General features: G+C 38.9%; 18 protein-coding genes. 16 read left to right on the forward strand and 2 right to left on the reverse strand.

Going from position 1 to position 16,929, the window contains the following annotated elements; genetic code table 11:
- Window positions 1–130 precede the first annotated feature (130 nt).
- Window positions 131–1,597, forward strand: coding sequence for an NAD(P)/FAD-dependent oxidoreductase (locus tag J7E67_RS20855; RefSeq protein ID WP_214712524.1), 1,467 nt, complete (start codon window positions 131–133; stop codon window positions 1,595–1,597).
- A 167-nt stretch (window positions 1,598–1,764) separates the two neighbouring features.
- On the opposite strand, the gene J7E67_RS20860 is transcribed toward J7E67_RS20855, so the two are convergent.
- Window positions 1,765–3,117: a TrkH family potassium uptake protein gene (locus J7E67_RS20860; RefSeq protein ID WP_374102944.1), complete on the reverse strand. Its 1,353-nt coding sequence runs from the start codon at window positions 3,115–3,117 to the stop codon at window positions 1,765–1,767.
- A gap of 122 nt (window positions 3,118–3,239) precedes the next feature.
- Between J7E67_RS20860 and J7E67_RS20865 the strand changes: the two genes are divergently transcribed.
- From J7E67_RS20865 to J7E67_RS20930, 14 genes are all read left to right on the forward strand, one after another.
- Window positions 3,240–4,586 (forward strand): aspartate aminotransferase family protein, encoded by a 1,347-nt coding sequence (locus J7E67_RS20865; protein WP_214712527.1) that lies wholly within the window; start codon window positions 3,240–3,242, stop codon window positions 4,584–4,586.
- A gap of 5 nt (window positions 4,587–4,591) precedes the next feature.
- On the forward strand, window positions 4,592–5,284 hold the full coding sequence (locus J7E67_RS20870; RefSeq protein WP_214712529.1) for a CoA transferase subunit A: 693 nt from the start codon (window positions 4,592–4,594) through the stop codon (window positions 5,282–5,284).
- Window positions 5,269–5,934, forward strand: a complete 666-nt coding sequence (locus J7E67_RS20875) for a 3-oxoacid CoA-transferase subunit B (RefSeq protein ID WP_214712531.1) — start codon at window positions 5,269–5,271, stop codon at window positions 5,932–5,934. Before J7E67_RS20870 ends, J7E67_RS20875 begins: the two co-directional genes overlap by 16 nt.
- Before the next feature lie 45 nt (window positions 5,935–5,979).
- Window positions 5,980–7,233 carry a peptidase gene (locus J7E67_RS20880; RefSeq protein WP_214712629.1) on the forward strand — a complete coding sequence of 418 codons (1,254 nt, stop codon included), beginning with the start codon at window positions 5,980–5,982 and terminating at the stop codon, window positions 7,231–7,233.
- Window positions 7,234–7,375: 142 nt separating this feature from the next.
- Window positions 7,376–8,230 (forward strand): putative beta-lysine N-acetyltransferase, encoded by an 855-nt coding sequence (gene ablB, locus J7E67_RS20885; RefSeq protein ID WP_214712532.1) that lies wholly within the window; start codon window positions 7,376–7,378, stop codon window positions 8,228–8,230.
- Between the two features lie 66 nt (window positions 8,231–8,296).
- Window positions 8,297–9,691, forward strand: a complete 1,395-nt coding sequence (locus tag J7E67_RS20890; RefSeq protein WP_214712637.1) for a sigma-54 interaction domain-containing protein — start codon at window positions 8,297–8,299, stop codon at window positions 9,689–9,691.
- 121 nt (window positions 9,692–9,812) lie between these two features.
- A complete protein-coding gene (kamA, locus tag J7E67_RS20895) occupies window positions 9,813–11,252 on the forward strand; it encodes a lysine 2,3-aminomutase (RefSeq protein ID WP_214732778.1) in 1,440 nt (479 codons plus the stop codon).
- Window positions 11,253–11,263: 11 nt separating this feature from the next.
- Window positions 11,264–11,548, forward strand: a complete 285-nt coding sequence (locus J7E67_RS20900) for a YokU family protein (protein ID WP_214712535.1) — start codon at window positions 11,264–11,266, stop codon at window positions 11,546–11,548.
- A gap of 138 nt (window positions 11,549–11,686) precedes the next feature.
- Window positions 11,687–11,911 carry a YozE family protein gene (locus tag J7E67_RS20905; RefSeq protein ID WP_210427180.1) on the forward strand — a complete coding sequence of 75 codons (225 nt, stop codon included), beginning with the start codon at window positions 11,687–11,689 and terminating at the stop codon, window positions 11,909–11,911.
- Window positions 11,912–12,037: 126 nt separating this feature from the next.
- Window positions 12,038–12,733: a hypothetical protein gene (locus J7E67_RS20910; RefSeq protein ID WP_088088670.1), complete on the forward strand. Its 696-nt coding sequence runs from the start codon at window positions 12,038–12,040 to the stop codon at window positions 12,731–12,733.
- A gap of 369 nt (window positions 12,734–13,102) precedes the next feature.
- Window positions 13,103–13,276 carry a YozD family protein gene (locus tag J7E67_RS20915; RefSeq protein WP_066256754.1) on the forward strand — a complete coding sequence of 58 codons (174 nt, stop codon included), beginning with the start codon at window positions 13,103–13,105 and terminating at the stop codon, window positions 13,274–13,276.
- 397 nt (window positions 13,277–13,673) lie between these two features.
- The gene (locus J7E67_RS20920) at window positions 13,674–14,471 is read left to right on the forward strand and encodes a serine/threonine protein kinase (protein WP_214712537.1); all 798 of its coding nucleotides are present in this window, start codon (window positions 13,674–13,676) and stop codon (window positions 14,469–14,471) included.
- Between the two features lie 11 nt (window positions 14,472–14,482).
- On the forward strand, window positions 14,483–15,253 hold the full coding sequence (locus J7E67_RS20925; RefSeq protein ID WP_214712539.1) for a sporulation protein: 771 nt from the start codon (window positions 14,483–14,485) through the stop codon (window positions 15,251–15,253).
- Between the two features lie 188 nt (window positions 15,254–15,441).
- Window positions 15,442–15,753, forward strand: a complete 312-nt coding sequence (locus J7E67_RS20930; protein WP_214712540.1) for a YodL domain-containing protein — start codon at window positions 15,442–15,444, stop codon at window positions 15,751–15,753.
- A gap of 40 nt (window positions 15,754–15,793) precedes the next feature.
- Here J7E67_RS20930 and J7E67_RS31885 read toward each other — a convergent pair whose 3' ends face one another.
- Complete coding sequence (locus J7E67_RS31885; RefSeq protein ID WP_088088665.1) at window positions 15,794–15,922, reverse strand: hypothetical protein; 129 nt, start codon at window positions 15,920–15,922, stop codon at window positions 15,794–15,796.
- Window positions 15,923–16,074: 152 nt separating this feature from the next.
- Here J7E67_RS31885 and deoD point away from each other — a divergent pair, with 152 nt between their 5' ends.
- The gene (deoD, locus tag J7E67_RS20935) at window positions 16,075–16,779 is read left to right on the forward strand and encodes a purine-nucleoside phosphorylase (protein ID WP_168244803.1); all 705 of its coding nucleotides are present in this window, start codon (window positions 16,075–16,077) and stop codon (window positions 16,777–16,779) included.
- Window positions 16,780–16,929: the final 150 nt, after the last annotated feature.

Raw genomic sequence — 16,929 nt, forward strand, 5'->3', positions numbered from 1 at the left:
TGACAAACGAGTGAAATCCGAACGATGGAATATTTTTTTGATAAATAGTTCGTATTTATTGTTGACGAGACAAAAATAGTCTGATATATTTACAAATGTTGAGTAAAATGACTTTGGAGGTAATTGGACAATGGATACGAGATATGATGTGATAGTAGTGGGTGCTGGCCCTGCAGGGATATTTGCCTGCTATGAACTGACACTAAAAATGCCGAACGCAAAGGTTCTATTAGTGGATAAAGGACATGATATTTATCGGAGAAATTGCCCGATTTTACAAAAGAAAATTGAGAAATGTCCACCGGCAGCTGGGAGAAAAGAATTTGCTGGGTGTCTTCCTGCATGTTCGATTACAAATGGTTTTGGTGGAGCAGGTGCTTATTCGGACGGAAAGTTTAATATCACAAGTGAATTTGGCGGCTGGATGACAGATTATCTTCCGGATTCTCAGGTAGTTGAGTTAATTCGTTATGTTGATGAAATCAACTTACAGCATGGTGCAACCACGAGCATTACTGACCCATTAACAGATGAAGTAAAAAACATCGAACGCCGCGGTTATGCTGCTGGATTAAAGTTGTTACGTGCACAGGTACGCCATCTAGGGACTGAACAAAATCTTGAAATCATGAAAAGTATCTACGAATACTTAAAGACAAAGATTGAAATGTCTTATAAAACAGAAGTTGTGGATTTAATAACTGAAAAAACAACAGATGGGCTTGTGGTGAAAGGAATTAATCTAAAAGGGGACCAAAATATTTATGCGGATAAGGTGGTCATTACACCAGGCCGAGATGGCTCTAAATGGCTTTCTGGTATCTTAAAATCGCGCAGATTACACATGATAAGTAACCAAGTAGATATAGGTGTTCGTGTTGAAACATCCAATATTGTCATGCAGGAAATCAATGAGCATTTGTATGAAGGGAAATTTATTTTTAATACATCGGTTGGGACAACTGTACGAACATTTTGCAGTAACCCATCTGGGCATGTGGTGGTTGAAAATCATTCCGGGATTATGCTTGCCAACGGACATGCCTATAAAGATCCGAAACTTGGCAGTCCGAACACAAACTTTGCCTTACTTGTTTCCCATACGTTTTCAGATCCATTTGATAAGCCGAATGAGTATGCACATGAAATTTCCCGCTTAGCAAACAGCCTTTCAAATGGCGGACTAATCGTCCAAAAATACGGAGATATTTTAAAGGGCAGAAGATCTACTGCAAAAAGGGTTAAGGAAGGTTTCCTTGAGCCGACATTAAAAGAGGCTGTCCCCGGTGATCTTGGGTTAGTTCTTCCCTATAATACATTAAAAAGCTTAATAGAAATGACCGAGGCGTTGAATCAGGTGACACCAGGACTTGCTTCAGAGCATACCTTGTTCTACGGTGTTGAGGCTAAGTTCTATTCGGCGCGACCACGCTTAAACGACCGTTTTGAATCGGAAATCAGCGGACTTTATGTCGGTGGCGATGGAGCGGGGATTACCCGTGGTCTTGCACAAGCAAGTGCATGCGGCGTCTGGATTGCTCGAGACATTATAAAAAAAGCAAAAACTGAACGAACACAGGAAACCATTCTTGTCTAACCCGCAAATTTTTGCGGGTTATTTTTTTTGGAGTGTGCGAAACTTGCAAATACTTTTTTTATTTGTCCGCATGAAGGCCCCATGAGGACAAGAAAGGCCTAATTCTTCAGATAGCTGTCCGCATGAACTGCATCATGAGGGGGATTTTTACTCCTCCACTTAATGCCTTACCCAATCGTTACTTTTTCTTTCGGGTAGTTGAACTTTTCCTTGCTGCCTTTGCCTCTTAAGATAAGTAAACAGGTAACAATGCCTACTCTTCCAATAAACATCAGGATAATGATGAGTATTTGTCCAAAGGTAGTAAGTCGTGGTGTTAAGCCCAATGATAATCCATTGGTGCCAAAAGCAGAAGATACTTCGAAAATAACCTCTATCACAGTGCCATGTTCTGTAATCGATAGGATTAAAATGGAGAACAAACATAAAAATGCTCCGGTCGCGATCACGATAAATGATTTAAGGACATCCTCACTTAGCAGTTCACGTCTAAAGATTTTGATCGAGCTTTTTCCTTGTGCGTAAAATATGATCGCTAAAATAACGATGGCAAACGTGGTGGTTCGTATGCCCCCGCTCGCACTACTCGGTGAACCGCCAATAAACATTAATATCGACAGGAAAAGTTGGTTACTCGGAGTAAAATCATTGATATCCATTGTTGCTAATCCAGCACTTTTAGTTGTTACGGAATTAAATAAAGAGTAGAAAAAGGATTCATGCCAATTTTTATCAGAAAAAAAGTGTTGACTATCAAAACAGTAAATCAAAAATGCACCTACTATGGTAAGGAGGACAAACGTTATCGTGGTTAACTTAGTATATAAGGTGAAATGAAATTTCTTCCTTCGATTTAGGTTTAAAAAGAATTCAAAAACCTCAACCATCACGGGAAAGCCAATTGCCCCAACAATCATCAACAAAATTATTATCGTCTGAACAAAATAATCCTCACTATATGGACTGAGTGACGCATCCGTCAGATCGAATCCCGCATTGGTAGTGGCGCTGATGGATGAAAAAAATCCATGTTTAAAAGCAGACAATGGGCTTTCGAAATAGTTTAAAAAGCGAATCCCTAAGATAATTCCCCCCACAAATTCAAACGAAATAAAGATAATCAGGATCCGTTTTGCCAGCTGGACCAAACCAGCCAAGTTGGATTGATTTTGATCAATCATAATCAGTTGTCTTTCTTTTAAGCCTACTTTTTTACCCAGCATAATCCATAGGAATGTACTTAAGGACATAACCCCTAAGCCTCCCAATTGCAGAATTAAGCATAAGAGAAAGATTCCAAAGTTACTAAAGGTATCCTTAATTGAAATGACACTTAAACCGGTTACACTGATCGCACTAGCAGAGGTAAACATCGCATCAATAAAACTTAGCGAAACATTTGGACGGTGAGCCATTGGGATTTTTAATAAAAGAGTAGAAACGATTAATGCGGATAAATAAAAAATAACGATTAATTGAATGGTTGAAATATCTTTCGTTTTTAACTTTATTTTTTTTATTGTGTTCATAGGATCCTTTCCTTCTGTAATTCTAAAAGTAATTTTATATTAATCATCTTGAAAAGTAAAAGTTCATACAATTTCTATAAGGCCTGCCTAATTTAATAAGGAAGTGTTTCCATATGGATCATTCGTTTCTAATAAAGCCAATACTCGATGACATTTACCCTGTGATTGACTACGGCAAAGGAATTTATTTATTTGATATGGATGGAAAAAGGTATTTAGATGCTGCTTCCGGCGCTGTAACTGCCAATATTGGTCATGGTGTAACAGAGATTATTGAAGCAATGGATGAACAAGCAAAAAAAGTTTCGTTTGTGTATCGATCACAATTTACGAGTGAAGCTGCTGAAAATTTAGCGAAAAAAATTGCAAACATGCTGTCAGGAGATCTCAATTGGTGTTTTTTCGTTAACAGCGGTTCTGAAGCAACTGAAACGGCCATGAAAATGGCGATTCAATATTGGCAGGAAAAGGGTGTTCAAACGAAAACCAAGGTTTTATCAAGATGGGTAAGCTACCACGGGATTACCCTAGGTGCGCTTTCGATGTCAGGTCATACAGGGAGGAGAGCAAGATTTGTTCCACTTTTAGAGGATTTCCCTGTCATTAATCCCCCGTATTGCTACCGTTGCCCTTATAACCTCGAGGCACCTAACTGTGGCTATTTATGTGCCCATGAATTAGAAACAGCTATTAAGCGGATTGGCGCCGAACAAATCGCCGCTTTTATCGCAGAACCCGTCATCGGAGCTGCAGGCGGAGCAATTGCCCCGCCAAAAGATTACTACAAGGTCATAAAGAAAATCTGTGAGGATTATGACATTCTTTTTATCGCTGATGAAGTCATGACTGGGTGTGGCAGGACTGGCACAATGCTTGCGAGTGAACAGTGGGGAATCAATCCTGATATTGTCGCATTAGGAAAAGGGATGGGTGCAGGCTACGCACCGATTGCAGCTGCTATTGCAACCGAAAAAGTCATCGAGCCGATAATGGCAGGAACAAAGGTGGTCATGAGCGGACATACCTTAAGTGCCAATCCACAGGCTTGTGCAACTGCCTTAGCTGTTCTCGAATATTTAGAACAAAACAATATTATGCAGGAGGTTGAAAGTAAAGGTGCCTATTTAAGAGCACAACTTGAAGGATTAAAACCACTTTTCACGTTTATTGGTGATATCCGCGGCAAAGGGCTGTTACTGGGAATAGAGTTTGTCCAACAAGTAGAATCCAAAACACCCTACCCTAGAAACGCCCAGATTACACAAAGGATTGTAGCTCTTGCAAAGGAAAAAGGACTGCTTGTTTATCCAGCTGGTGCTGGCATTGATGGGATAAACGGAGACTCTATTATTATTTCTCCTCCTCTTACTATCACTCAAAAAGAAATGGAGGAATTGGTCCACTTATTAAAAGAAACATTTGAAGATCTTTCTAACCAATTGAATGAAGGGAAGGGGTGATGTAAATGGAAAATCCATTCAGAAAAATTACAACCTTAGCAGCTGTTATGGAATATTTTCATGACGGAATGACATTGATGTTTGGCGGGTTTGGCGGGGTCGGCTCTCCACCGGCATTAATCGAAGGTATTCTTGAAAAAGGAGTTCGTAATATTACTTTGATTGGGAACGACACGGGATTCCCGCAAATTGGCATAGGGAAATTAGTCAGTCAACAAAGGGCAGCGAAAGTAATTGCTTCTCATATTGGCTCCAATCCCTTTGCTGGACAGTTCATGCATGAGGGAAAGCTGGAGGTAGAGTTTTCACCGCAGGGAATATTAGCAGAAAGAATACGTGCGGGAGGTGTTGGCCTGCCAGCGATATTGTCAGATATCGGTACAGACAATGAAATGGTTACGAAAAACAAACCATTTTTTACTCTAGGAGATAAGAAGTTTCTTGTTGAAACAGCTTTAACGGCTGAGGTGTCGATTGTTTATGCGAAAAAGGCAGATGAGTATGGGAATTTAATTTATGACAAAAGTGCCCGCAATACAAATCCGCTCGTTGCTATGGCAGGGGATATCACGATAGCAGAAGTAGAGGAAATTGTCCCGCTTGGTAGTCTTGACCCCGATGCCATCATTACGCCAGGAGTGTTTGTAGATTATGTCATTCCATCTAAGGGGGTGAATTGGAAATGGGCATGGCAGTAGATATGAGAAATCAAATGGCTAAAAGGGCTGCAGAGGAAATTCAAACGGGAATGGTTGTCAACCTTGGAATTGGGATTCCATCGCTCGTTCCGAACCATCTATCAACCGAGACAAATGTGATGTTTCACGCTGAAAACGGCATTACCGGCATGGGACCTACCCCAGTAAAGGGAGAAGAAGATGAAAACTTATGTAATGCAGGAGGTTTTCCAGTCACGCTAAACAAGGGCGGATCTTATTGTGATAGTGGAATCTCTTTTGGAATGATTCGCCGGGGCAGAGTGGATATAACGATTTTAGGATCGCTAGAGGTCAGTAAAAAGGGCGACCTTGCTAACTGGATAGTCCCAGGAAAGAAGGTTCCAGGGATGGGCGGAGCGATGGAACTTGCTCAAAAAGCTAAGAAAGTCATTGTTGTCATGAATCATTGTGATAAACAAGGTAGACCCAAAATTGTCACATCATGCACGTTACCATTAACATCATCAGCCTGTGTCGATTTAATTATCACTGATCTAGCTGTTTTCAGTGTATCTGAAGAAGGTTTACTATTAACAGAATTGTTTGCGCCCTACAGTTTAGAAACTGTTGTCAACAAAACCGGGTGCGAATTTAAGATACGGGAAACTGTTCGTATGATTCCGTATTAAGCTGAATCATTTCTAAAAGGAGTGAATTGTTTGGACAATAATGAAATGCGCATAAAACAATGGATAAAAGAGAATCGAGCGCGAGGGGCAAGACTTTTACAAATTCTCGTCCGAGAAAACAGCACTCGGGGAAACGAAAGTAGTACCCAGGCGATTATAATTGAAAAATGCAGACAGTTAGGATTAACACTCGATATTTGGGAAATCGGTGGTGATGAATTAAAATCCCACTCTGCTTATTGTTGTGACCGTCAGAACTTCGGCGGGAATCCTAACCTAGTAGCTGTGTTAAAAGGTACAGGCGGCGGCAAATCGATGATTTTAAATGGTCATATTGACGTGGTCCCAGTTGGGGATGAATTAAGCTGGAAACATGACCCATTTAGCGGGACTATTGAGTGTGGCAAGCTTTATGGAAGAGGCGCGACGGATATGAAGGGTGGGAATGCTGCCCTGATAATGGCGATTGAGTCCTTAATTGCAAATGGTATTAAACTAAAAGGGGATGTTATTTTTCAAAGTGTCATTGAAGAAGAAAGCGGCGGAGCTGGTACCCTAGCAGCCGTTCTTAGAGGTTACCATGCGGATGGGGCAATTATTCCAGAACCGACCAATTTGAAGATATTCCCGAAGCAGCAGGGCTCAATGTGGTTCAGAATTACCGTAAAAGGCAGAGCAGCCCATGGAGGAACCAGGTATAAAGGTGTAAGCGCAATTGAAAAAGCACTAGTAGTCATTCAAAGATTACAACAGTTAGAGAACGATAGAAATGCTAGGATTACTGACCCTCTCTTTGAAAAAATCCCCATTCCTATTCCAATTAATATCGGAAAGCTTTCAAGCGGCGAATGGCCTTCTTCGGTGCCTGACACCGCAACTATTGAGGGGAGAATGGGAGTTTCTCCGGAAGAAACGATTCAATCAGCACAACTTGAAATGGAAGCTTGCTTGAGAGAAATAAGTGAAAATGATGAGTGGCTCAGGGAAAATCCTCTTAAGATAGAATGGTTTGGCGGCAGGTGGCTGCCAGGAAGTCTTGAAAATGACCATCCATTAATGAATGAATTGACAAAGAGTTTTATAGAAGTAAAGGGTAGTAGTCCTATCATCGAGGCAAGCCCTTGGGGAACAGACGGCGGTATCCTTTCTAATATTGGTAATACTCCCGTGGTCATTTTCGGACCTGGGATAACAGAAACAGCACATGACGCCAATGAGCATATTGTTCTCGAAGATATGTTTATCGCAAGTGAGATTATTGCCCTTACTTTATTAAAATGGTGTGAGGCGGCAGAGTAGACATCAGATTTTTTCCATTTATTGATCAAAAGAATTGCTATAATTGATTTATACCGACCTAGTGGGAATGTCTGGCTAATCTAGGCCAGACATTTTTTTGAGAATGCTAGAGAAATTATCATTTACCGATGGGGTGAACTCGATGAATCAAACGGCATCCACTATTTTTCTAGAGGAAAACGGCTATTTCCTTGAAATATATCTTGATCCATTTAATAAACGTATTCGTGTGGATGATTATCGTGGAAATACAAAATTGCTAATTGAGCGAGCGGAAGAGCTCGCAGCAAAGCACAAGGCTGAAAAGTTAATTGTCAAAGTCAGAAGTGAAGACTTTCTTAGTTTCTTGGAAAAGGGTCTTCAGCCAGAGGCTGTTGTTGATCGCTATTTTCTTGGCTCAGATGCCCATTTTTTTTCAAAGTATTACACGCCAGACCGGAAGAAAAATGATCATTGGGTGACCGAAGACGGGATGGTCAATAGTATATATCAATTAGATACGTCCATTCAGAAAGGATATCCACCAAAGGAATATGAATTACGAAAGGTCGACGAGAGCAGTGCTGTGGAACTTGCGGTACTATACAGGCAAGTGTTTCAAATTTACCCAACCCCTTTGCATAAACCGGAATATATAAAAAAGACCATCAAGGATGGGACCATCTATTACGCTTTTTTCCTTCAAGGAAAAATAGTCAGTGCAGCTTCAGCCGAAGTGAATTCTTTTTATAAAAATGCAGAATTAACGGATTGTGCAACATTATCTGAACATCGGAAATATGGGCTTATGAAAATTATTCTTCAGGAACTTGAAGGTGAGTTGAAAAGGAAGGGAATCTTTTGTGCCTATTCGATTGCTAGATCGTTATCCTTTGGGATGAATGCTGTTTTATTTCAGCTGGGATATTCGTATCGGGGCAGGCTGATGAATAATTGCTTTATCTATGACAAGCTTGAAAATATGAATATGTGGGTAAAGAATCTGGCAAACTGCTAAAATTTCGGCTTACCGTGCCAATTTTTCGGCACCTTGTTAAATTGGAAGGATGGGCAGGTGAATCAAATGGTTCAGTTAACCGCTTTAACGCAAGAAGTTCTGACAGCCATACTAAAAGGGATTGATGAAGGAATTCATGTGGTCAATACTGAGGGAAAGACAATTTTTTATAATGAAGTGGCAGCAAAGCACGATGGGATGGAAATGAAGGAAGTGCAGGGAAAGCATTTAATTGACGCATTTCCCTCCCTAACGGAAGAGTCCAGTACTTTGCTAAAAGTAGTTAAAACGGGAAAGCCGATCTACAACCAAACACAGGTTTATATGAATTTGCATGGGACAAGAATTGATACCATCAATACAACCCTGCCAATCTTTCTCGGGGAAGAAATTATTGGCGCGGTTGAAATAGCGAAAGATTATTCCCGAATGAAACTACTTGCTGAACGACTATTAGATTTACAAAAGGGTTTAAAGAAAAGCAGTAAAAAGAAGGTAAACAGGCAAGTAAACTATACATTAAACGATCTATTGACGGTTAATCCACCCTTTCAGAGCATCAAAAATGAGGCTAAGAAACTGGCGAAATCGGATTCCCCTATTCTCGTCTACGGCGAGTCTGGAACAGGGAAAGAATTATTTGTTCAAGGAGTGCATCATGAATCCCTTCGCTCATCTGAACCGTTTATTGCTCAAAATTGTGCTGCCATCCCTGAAACACTGTTAGAAAGTATCCTGTTTGGCACGGCTAAAGGAAGCTATACGGGGGCATTGGACCGCAAAGGGTTATTTGAATTTGCAGATGGCGGAACGCTATTCCTTGATGAATTACATACGATGCCAATAGAACTTCAAGCGAAGTTATTACGGGTTTTGGAGGATGGAATGGTAAGAAGAGTGGGAAGTTCGCATAGTGTTTCTGTGAATGTGCGCGTAATTGCAGCCATGAATGTCAATCCAAGCAAGGCCCTTCAAGAGCAAACGCTTCGTGCGGACCTTTACTACCGATTAAATGTATTTACCTTTTCGCTCATCCCTTTAAGAGAAAGAAAAGAAGATATTCTTTTTTTAGCAGATCATTTTATCAAGGAATTTAATCAAAAACTCTATAAAAATATTAGCGGATATGAGAAGAAGCTTGAGCTATTCTTTATGAATTATCCATGGCCTGGTAACGTAAGGGAACTGAAACATACGATTGAATACATGATGAATGTGTGTGAAGAAAAGCAGTTGAAGTATAACGATTTACCAAACATGTTAAGACATCTTCCAAGCACAACCACAACTAATAATGTAGAAATGGAAAGTCTATCATTAAGGAAAAATATTGAAACATTAGAGAAGGATCTAATTTTGAATGCCCTTGAATTATCTGAAGGGAACATTAACCAAGCAGCGAAGCTTTTAGAGATTCCTAGGCAAACCTTACAATATAAACTGAAAAAAATAATAGACTAAGCTGCCGAGTTTTCGGCTTTTTTTTTTGCAAAAAACTAAAAGAGTAAGTTCTAAGCCTTTTTATGACATTGGCACATATCTTGCATATTATTTTAGTGAAGCAAGATGGGAGGAACTTACAGTGAAACAATTTTTATATAAACCACTAAGGGATTGGAAAGATATAGAACTTTGGAAAGATGTTACTTCAGTGCAGTGGAACGATTGGCTTTGGCAACTAACGAATACGATCCGTACGTTAGATGATTTAAAAAAGGTGATCCATTTAACTCCAGATGAAGAGGAGGGTGTAAGAATTTCTACAAAAACCATCCCCTTAAATATTACACCATATTATGCTTCCTTAATGAACCCTGATGATCCACGTTGTCCGATCAGAATGCAGTCTGTGCCTATTTCGAAGGAGATTTATAAAACTAAATATGATCTGGAGGACCCATTATATGAGGATGAAGATTCACCTGTCCCTGGGTTAACGCACCGCTATCCAGACCGGGTCCTCTTTCTTGTTACCAATCAGTGTTCGATGTATTGCCGCTACTGTACAAGGCGACGTTTTTCAGGGCAAATAGGCATGGGTGTTCCGAAGAAGCAGCTTGATGCAGCTATTTCATATATCAGGCAAACCCCTCAGGTAAGAGATGTATTAATTTCTGGCGGGGACGGCCTGCTGATTAATGATAATATTTTGGAATATATCCTTAAAAACCTGAGGGAAATTGATCATGTTGAAATTATCCGGATTGGGACAAGAGCACCTGTTGTGTTCCCGCAGCGAATTACCGAAAACCTTTGTAATATCTTGAAAAAATATCATCCAATTTGGCTGAACACTCATTTTAATACTTCGATCGAAATTACCGAGGACTCAAAAAGGGCTTGCGAAATGCTTGCCAATGCCGGTGTTCCAGTTGGTAACCAATCTGTGATCCTTGCAGGAATCAATGACAGTGTGCCAATCATGAAAAAACTAATGCATGATCTTGTCAAAATTCGCGTCCGGCCTTACTACATTTATCAATGTGACTTATCTGAAGGGATTGGTCATTTCAGGGCACCTGTTTCCAAAGGACTTGAAATTATCGAGGGGCTTCGCGGACATACTTCTGGCTATGCCGTACCGACCTTTGTCGTCGATGCACCAGGTGGAGGGGGTAAAATTGCCCTTCAGCCGAATTACTTGATCTCGCAAAGTCCAGAGAAAGTGGTCCTTCGGAATTTTGAAGGCGTAATCACCTCATACCCAGAGCCAGAAAATTATGTGCCTGGAAGGGCAGAGGGTTATTTTCAAGAGGTTTACCCTGATATGGAAGCGAAAAGGTCTCTTACAGGAATCTCAGGTATTATGAATGATCAACACTTTAACCTTGTTCCAGAGGGATTAACAAGGTTAAATCGCCGTAAGGATTATTACCAAGACCCGGCACACACGACGTTAAAGGATAAGCGCAGCAAACGGGATGAATTAAAGGATAAGAAATTTAAAGCATTGTCTCAAAAAGAAGCAGGTAGTCAGGAAACAAAAACGGATGGAACATCAGCCGAGACGTTGAAGGAATAGGAGGAGTGTAATTGGAAACCGTATGTGAATGGTGTTCAAGCACAAATGTAGAAAGAATAACCACTTCAGTTTTTTGGGAGCTTCCAGATGGGACGCGAGCGATTGAAATCTCGGAAACCCCCACCTTTTCCTGCACTGATTGTGCAATGATTTATCAAAGCGAACCAATTGTAAAAGAAATAGAGAATCAGTTGTATTTAATTGATTGTAAACTGATTGGAAAAGTGGTCAGCTTCGAAGAGTTAATGGCGGTTCCAAGGTTATTAAAGAAAAATTACTTTGACTTTTCATCATAATAAAAGCAGCCTCAATTGTAGGCTGCTTTTATGCTTTATGGTATTTCTAAACGCTGGACGCTTACCTTAGTATCCGTTATAGTATTTCATAAGAAATACATATAGAGTGAATCTGGATGAGGAAGGCGTTTATATATGATTAAATCATTTTATCATTTTTTAATGAAATATAGGCATCCTGCTCCAAAGGATGCTATTAGTGACTTTGCCAATCATGCCTATTTAGATCATAGTTTTCCGAAAACTTCCGAGGACTATCATGAGTTAAGTTCTTATCTAGAACTGAATGGTCAATACTTAGAATCAATGTCCGTTTTTGATGAGGCATGGCAGCAATATTTGATTACTGAAAGCAAAATATAGAACAATGTGATCGTCTCAGAAATGAGGCGATTTTTTCATTTTACAATTCACATGCGCTTTTATTTAAACGGCGCATATACTATTGTAATCAAAATTCACGACTTATTATTGAGAGGATGGGAGGAAATGGGAAATAGAAAAAAACCGAAGTATAAGATCGGTGATACGGTCGTGATTACAATCTATGGAACAGTTGGCAAGGTAACAGATGTAAAGTGGCTAGACGGGAAGTATGTATATGAAGTAAACAAAAGTGACGGATTATTCATTGAATCCGCCTTACAATTACTATCAGAATTCGATGGCGTTGTAATGGAACAAGAACAAATTGACATCGAATATAGTTTTTTCTTCGGCGATTTAGTTCAAGTAAGCGGTTATGGTGCAGACTTGTTTAAAGTTGTAGGCTTCCGTACAGAAATTTGGCGCTATAAAGAAGATGCCTGGGAAGATGTCATTTATGAGCTATCAAGGGTAAGTGATGGTGAATGGCTTGAAGCTGGTGAAGAAGAATTGACACTTGTTGCAGATGCTGAAAATGCTGACACATTTATTCAAAAACTGGGTCTCCTATACTTAGTGAATAAGCAGGAAAAGGCAGTCGATAATCCAAAAGTCCAGAACATTATTAGAAAAGCAGAATTCGAAGAAATTGAACGCAAAAAGGAAAAAAAGGAATTAATTGACAACTTATTGGACATATTTAATGATTACCGGATTTTATATGAAATGTTTCAGGATCAGGAATATTATCAAGTAATGCGTGTGATTCTTAGGAAATTAGAAAGTCTTGTCAGTAACGATGGCAAGAGTCACGTCTAAGAAAGAAACTACCACCTCGAAATTTCAAATAGTAAATAAACAACAAACGGGATACCAGCCCATTTAATAAGAAAAAACATAACATCTAGAATCTTCTCAAATGTTTGGAGGGTGAGACCATCCTCCCGATTAACATCATTTATCCATGCCTCTAATTTTAATTGTAAATTTAACATCATATCACCTCAGGGAAAGTTCTTTTCATTCATCCTATGCTTGTCCAATCCAAAAAAGACTTATCTCTTATTGAAATTTAAAGGGTTAATAAATCCTCGTTCACTTTGGAAATGGATATTCAGTTAGGTCCTAAAAGTAAATAGCATGAAAAGGCCATGTACATCATACATTCTCTAAAAAGGGGGCGATGCTATGAGAGAAATTGAAGTATTTATTGATACTGAAGAGATTGCCGAATTTTTCTTTCATGAGCTTGTAAAAAGGGGATACGTTCCTAGTGAAGAAGAATTAGAGGAAATTGCAGACATAACTTTCGAATATTTAATTGAGAAGAGTATTATCGACGAAGAAGAAGAGGATGAATAAAAAATTAATTAATCAAATAGAAGGAAATAGTCTTTTCCTTTTAATATAGATTAATACAGAAGACGAGCATTCGGTGCTCGCTTTTTGTTGTTCTCGTTAAAAAAACCTTTAGCCAAAGTACATTGGATCATCATATTTAATAAATTTCGCTAATCATGAAACCTTTATTTTTTCTAAACGTATGAATGTTTACGAAGCTAAGGAGGGGAAAGAATTGTTAAAAAAAATCCTTAAATTAATTTTCAAAAGTAAGCTTCACAATCACCATCATTATAGCTCTTCAAGTGATGCCTGGAAGAGAAGAAATCATTATAAGCACAACAACCTAGGACATCATCATTATAAAAAGAAGTATAAAAGTAGAAGTTTTTTTAGCAGCTAGCAAGGTGCCCTTCTCATGATAAAAAGAATTGCATTCCTATTTTCCAATTTATTTGAACAACTGTTCCCAAATGATAAGCTCATCGCTGATCGATACAAGGTCATTAGACATCTCGGAGCAGGTGGTTACGGTCATAGTTACTTGGTATATGATCTGGAATCAAAGCAAAAAAAGGTTCTAAAAGCCTTGCGACTCCATAAAAGATTAACGCAATCAGGTCGAATTGACTTTGAATATGAGAAAGAACTGTTAAGTTCGATTGAACATCCTGGTTTTCCAAGATATTTTGAGGGTGGTACCTTTAACAACATTCCTTTTTACACAATGGAATTTATTGAGGGGATGAACTTTGAACAGCTTATTTTTGCTGAAGGAAAGAAAGTCTCTGAAAAAGAAGCTTTTCAAATCGTCTATGAATTACTAAATCCGATTGAATATCTGCACAATCATAAAATAATCCACAGAGATATCCGAATCCCAAATGTCATTTCGGATGGTGCTAAGATTAGGCTAATTGATTTAGGGTTAGGAAGACATCTTAATCTTGAAACAGCAGTTCAGACAACAAAGGAAAACAATATCCGTAAAGAGGTTAACTGCCAAGCGGATTTTTATGGATTGGGACATTTCCTATTGTTTTTGCTGTATTCAAATTTTACTTTTCCACAACACAAACAGGAAAAAAGCTGGGAAGAGGAATTGGAAATTTCGAATCAGGCCAAACACATAATTAGAAAGCTCTTACAGATTGAACCAGCATATGAAAACTGTGCCCAAATAAGAGCTGAAATAATAAATTTGTACTTAATCTAGGGGGAGAAAAAATGTCATTTTTTAACAAAGTATTTGCCAGCGTAGGAATTGGGTCAGCAGCAGTGGACACAAAGCTTGAAAAAGATACTTATATGCCGGGGGAGACTGTTAACGGAGTAGTTGAAATTAAAGGAGGCAAGATCGATCAGCAGGTTGATGAGATTTATCTCACCTTAAATACCACCTATTTAAGAGAGTCAGATGACAAAAAGTATACCGTCACTGCTGCGATCGAAAAGTTTCGATTAACTACTCCTTTTGTCATTCGTGCAAATGAGAAAAAAGACCTTCCATTTTCCTTTCAACTTCCTTTGGATACGCCGCTTTCCATTGGCAGGTCAAAGATTTGGGTAACTACCGGTCTAGATATTAAAGGCGGTGTGGACCCAAGCGATAAAGATTATCTAAAAGTTGTCCCTAACTCACTTATGTCTGCTGTGTTTAATGCTATTGATAATTTAGGATTTAAGATTCGAGAAGCCGATTGTGAAGAAGCACCGCGGCGATTACGGGGACGTTTACCGTTTGTTCAAGAATTTGAGTTTGTACCTACTGCAGGTTTATTTCGTGGCAGATTAGATGAACTAGAAGTAGTTTTCTTCCCGTCTGGAAATGGCATGCTTGATATCATGTTCCAAGTGGACCGTCGGGCAAGAGGGCTATCAGGATTGTTTTCAGAGGCAATGGGTGCAGATGAGACCAATGTACGCTTGTCAGTTTCAAATGCAGATATCCCGAATTTACAACAAAAAATTCAAAGTGTAATTCAACGATATTCATAAAATCCTGACAATAGGGCCATTTTGGTCCTATTGTTTTTATGTATATTGAAACGCTTGATTCGATAAAAATCATCTTTGCTGGATAAAAAAGTGCAATTCGACAAAAATAGCGGGAATTTCAAGAAGGAATCGACAATGTCCATCGCTAATTATTAGAATAAGCAATTAATACTAATAATTGGAGGTATATGATGATCAAAGTATTAACAAAAAGAGCATGTATACAATATGATGTGACGATCTTTCAAACTCCAAAATACCGTGAAAATAAAGGGCATAAAGAGGTTTTTCGGACCACTATTCCAGCAAATAGCCGAGTGCAATGCTTAGAGGAAACTTTCAGCCGCTTTAATGTTACTGACAGAATCCCTGCAGATTATCAAGGCAGATTTCTTTCAACAGGGGATATTGTGTTAATTGACGAAGGCAGGGGAGGACAGCATTATTATCAATTAAAACCTGGTGGTTGGTTTCCTATTAACAGAATAGTTCTTCTGTAAACTAAAAACCTAAGGACAATATTCCTTAGGTTTTTTTAGCTCAGTGCTTTCTTCCACCAGTTGCATTGTGCTCTTTTGCATGTGCCTCATGTTCAGCCACAATGGCCTCAGCAGGGATGTGATTATTTTTCTTCGGTGAATTGGTGCGGCTTCGATGTTTTTTACCCATGAATGATCTCCCTCCAATCTTAAAAATAGCTTCCCACAAAATAATAAATTCATGTCTGTTTCATTGCAGAGTTTCTCATTAGAAATTGTATATGATATATTGTCAATGAAACAGTTTTAATACGGCTGTAGTTATTGATTGGAGGAATATAGATGAGTGTACATATTGGTGCGAAGGAAAACGAAATTGCTGAAACAGTATTACTGCCAGGGGACCCGCTTCGGGCAAAATATATTGCAGAAACATTTCTAGATGATGCAAAATGTTACAACGAAGTTCGTAATATGTTCGGATTTACTGGGACGTATAAAGGAAAAAGAATTTCTGTACAAGGAACTGGAATGGGTGTTCCTTCCATTTCTATTTATATTAATGAACTTATGCAAAGCTATAATGTCCAAAATCTAATTCGTGTTGGAACATGTGGAGCCATTCAAAAAGATGTAAAGGTTCGTGATGTCATTTTGGCAATGACAAGCTCAACCGACTCAAATATGAATCGTTTAACGTTTGGTCATGTCGATTTTGCCCCTACAGCAAACTTTGATTTACTTCGTAAGGCATATGATGCAGGGGTGGCAAAAGGACTTAACTTGAAAGTAGGAAATATTTTTACAGCAGATTCATTCTATAATGATAACGCTGAACTTGAAAAATGGGCTAAATATCAAATCCTGGCGATCGAAATGGAGACCACCGCCCTTTATACATTAGCCGCTAAATTTGATCGGAAAGCACTTTCCGTTCTAACAGTTAGTGATCACATCTTAACAGGTGAAGAAACAACAGCCGAAGAAAGACAATTAACCTTTAACGATATGATAGAAGTAGCTTTAGAAGCAGCGATAAAAGAATAATCAACAGGAGCCTTTTCCAAATAGGATGAGGCTTTTTATTTTAGTAATTAACAGGAACTCACTACCAAAAAGGAGAATAAATAAAAAACAAAACTCCTCTGTGACAAAAATCATCGAAAGACTTCAAAATTAGGCTTAAATTAAATCTAG

Source organism: Bacillus sp. ISL-46 (assembly GCF_018613205.1).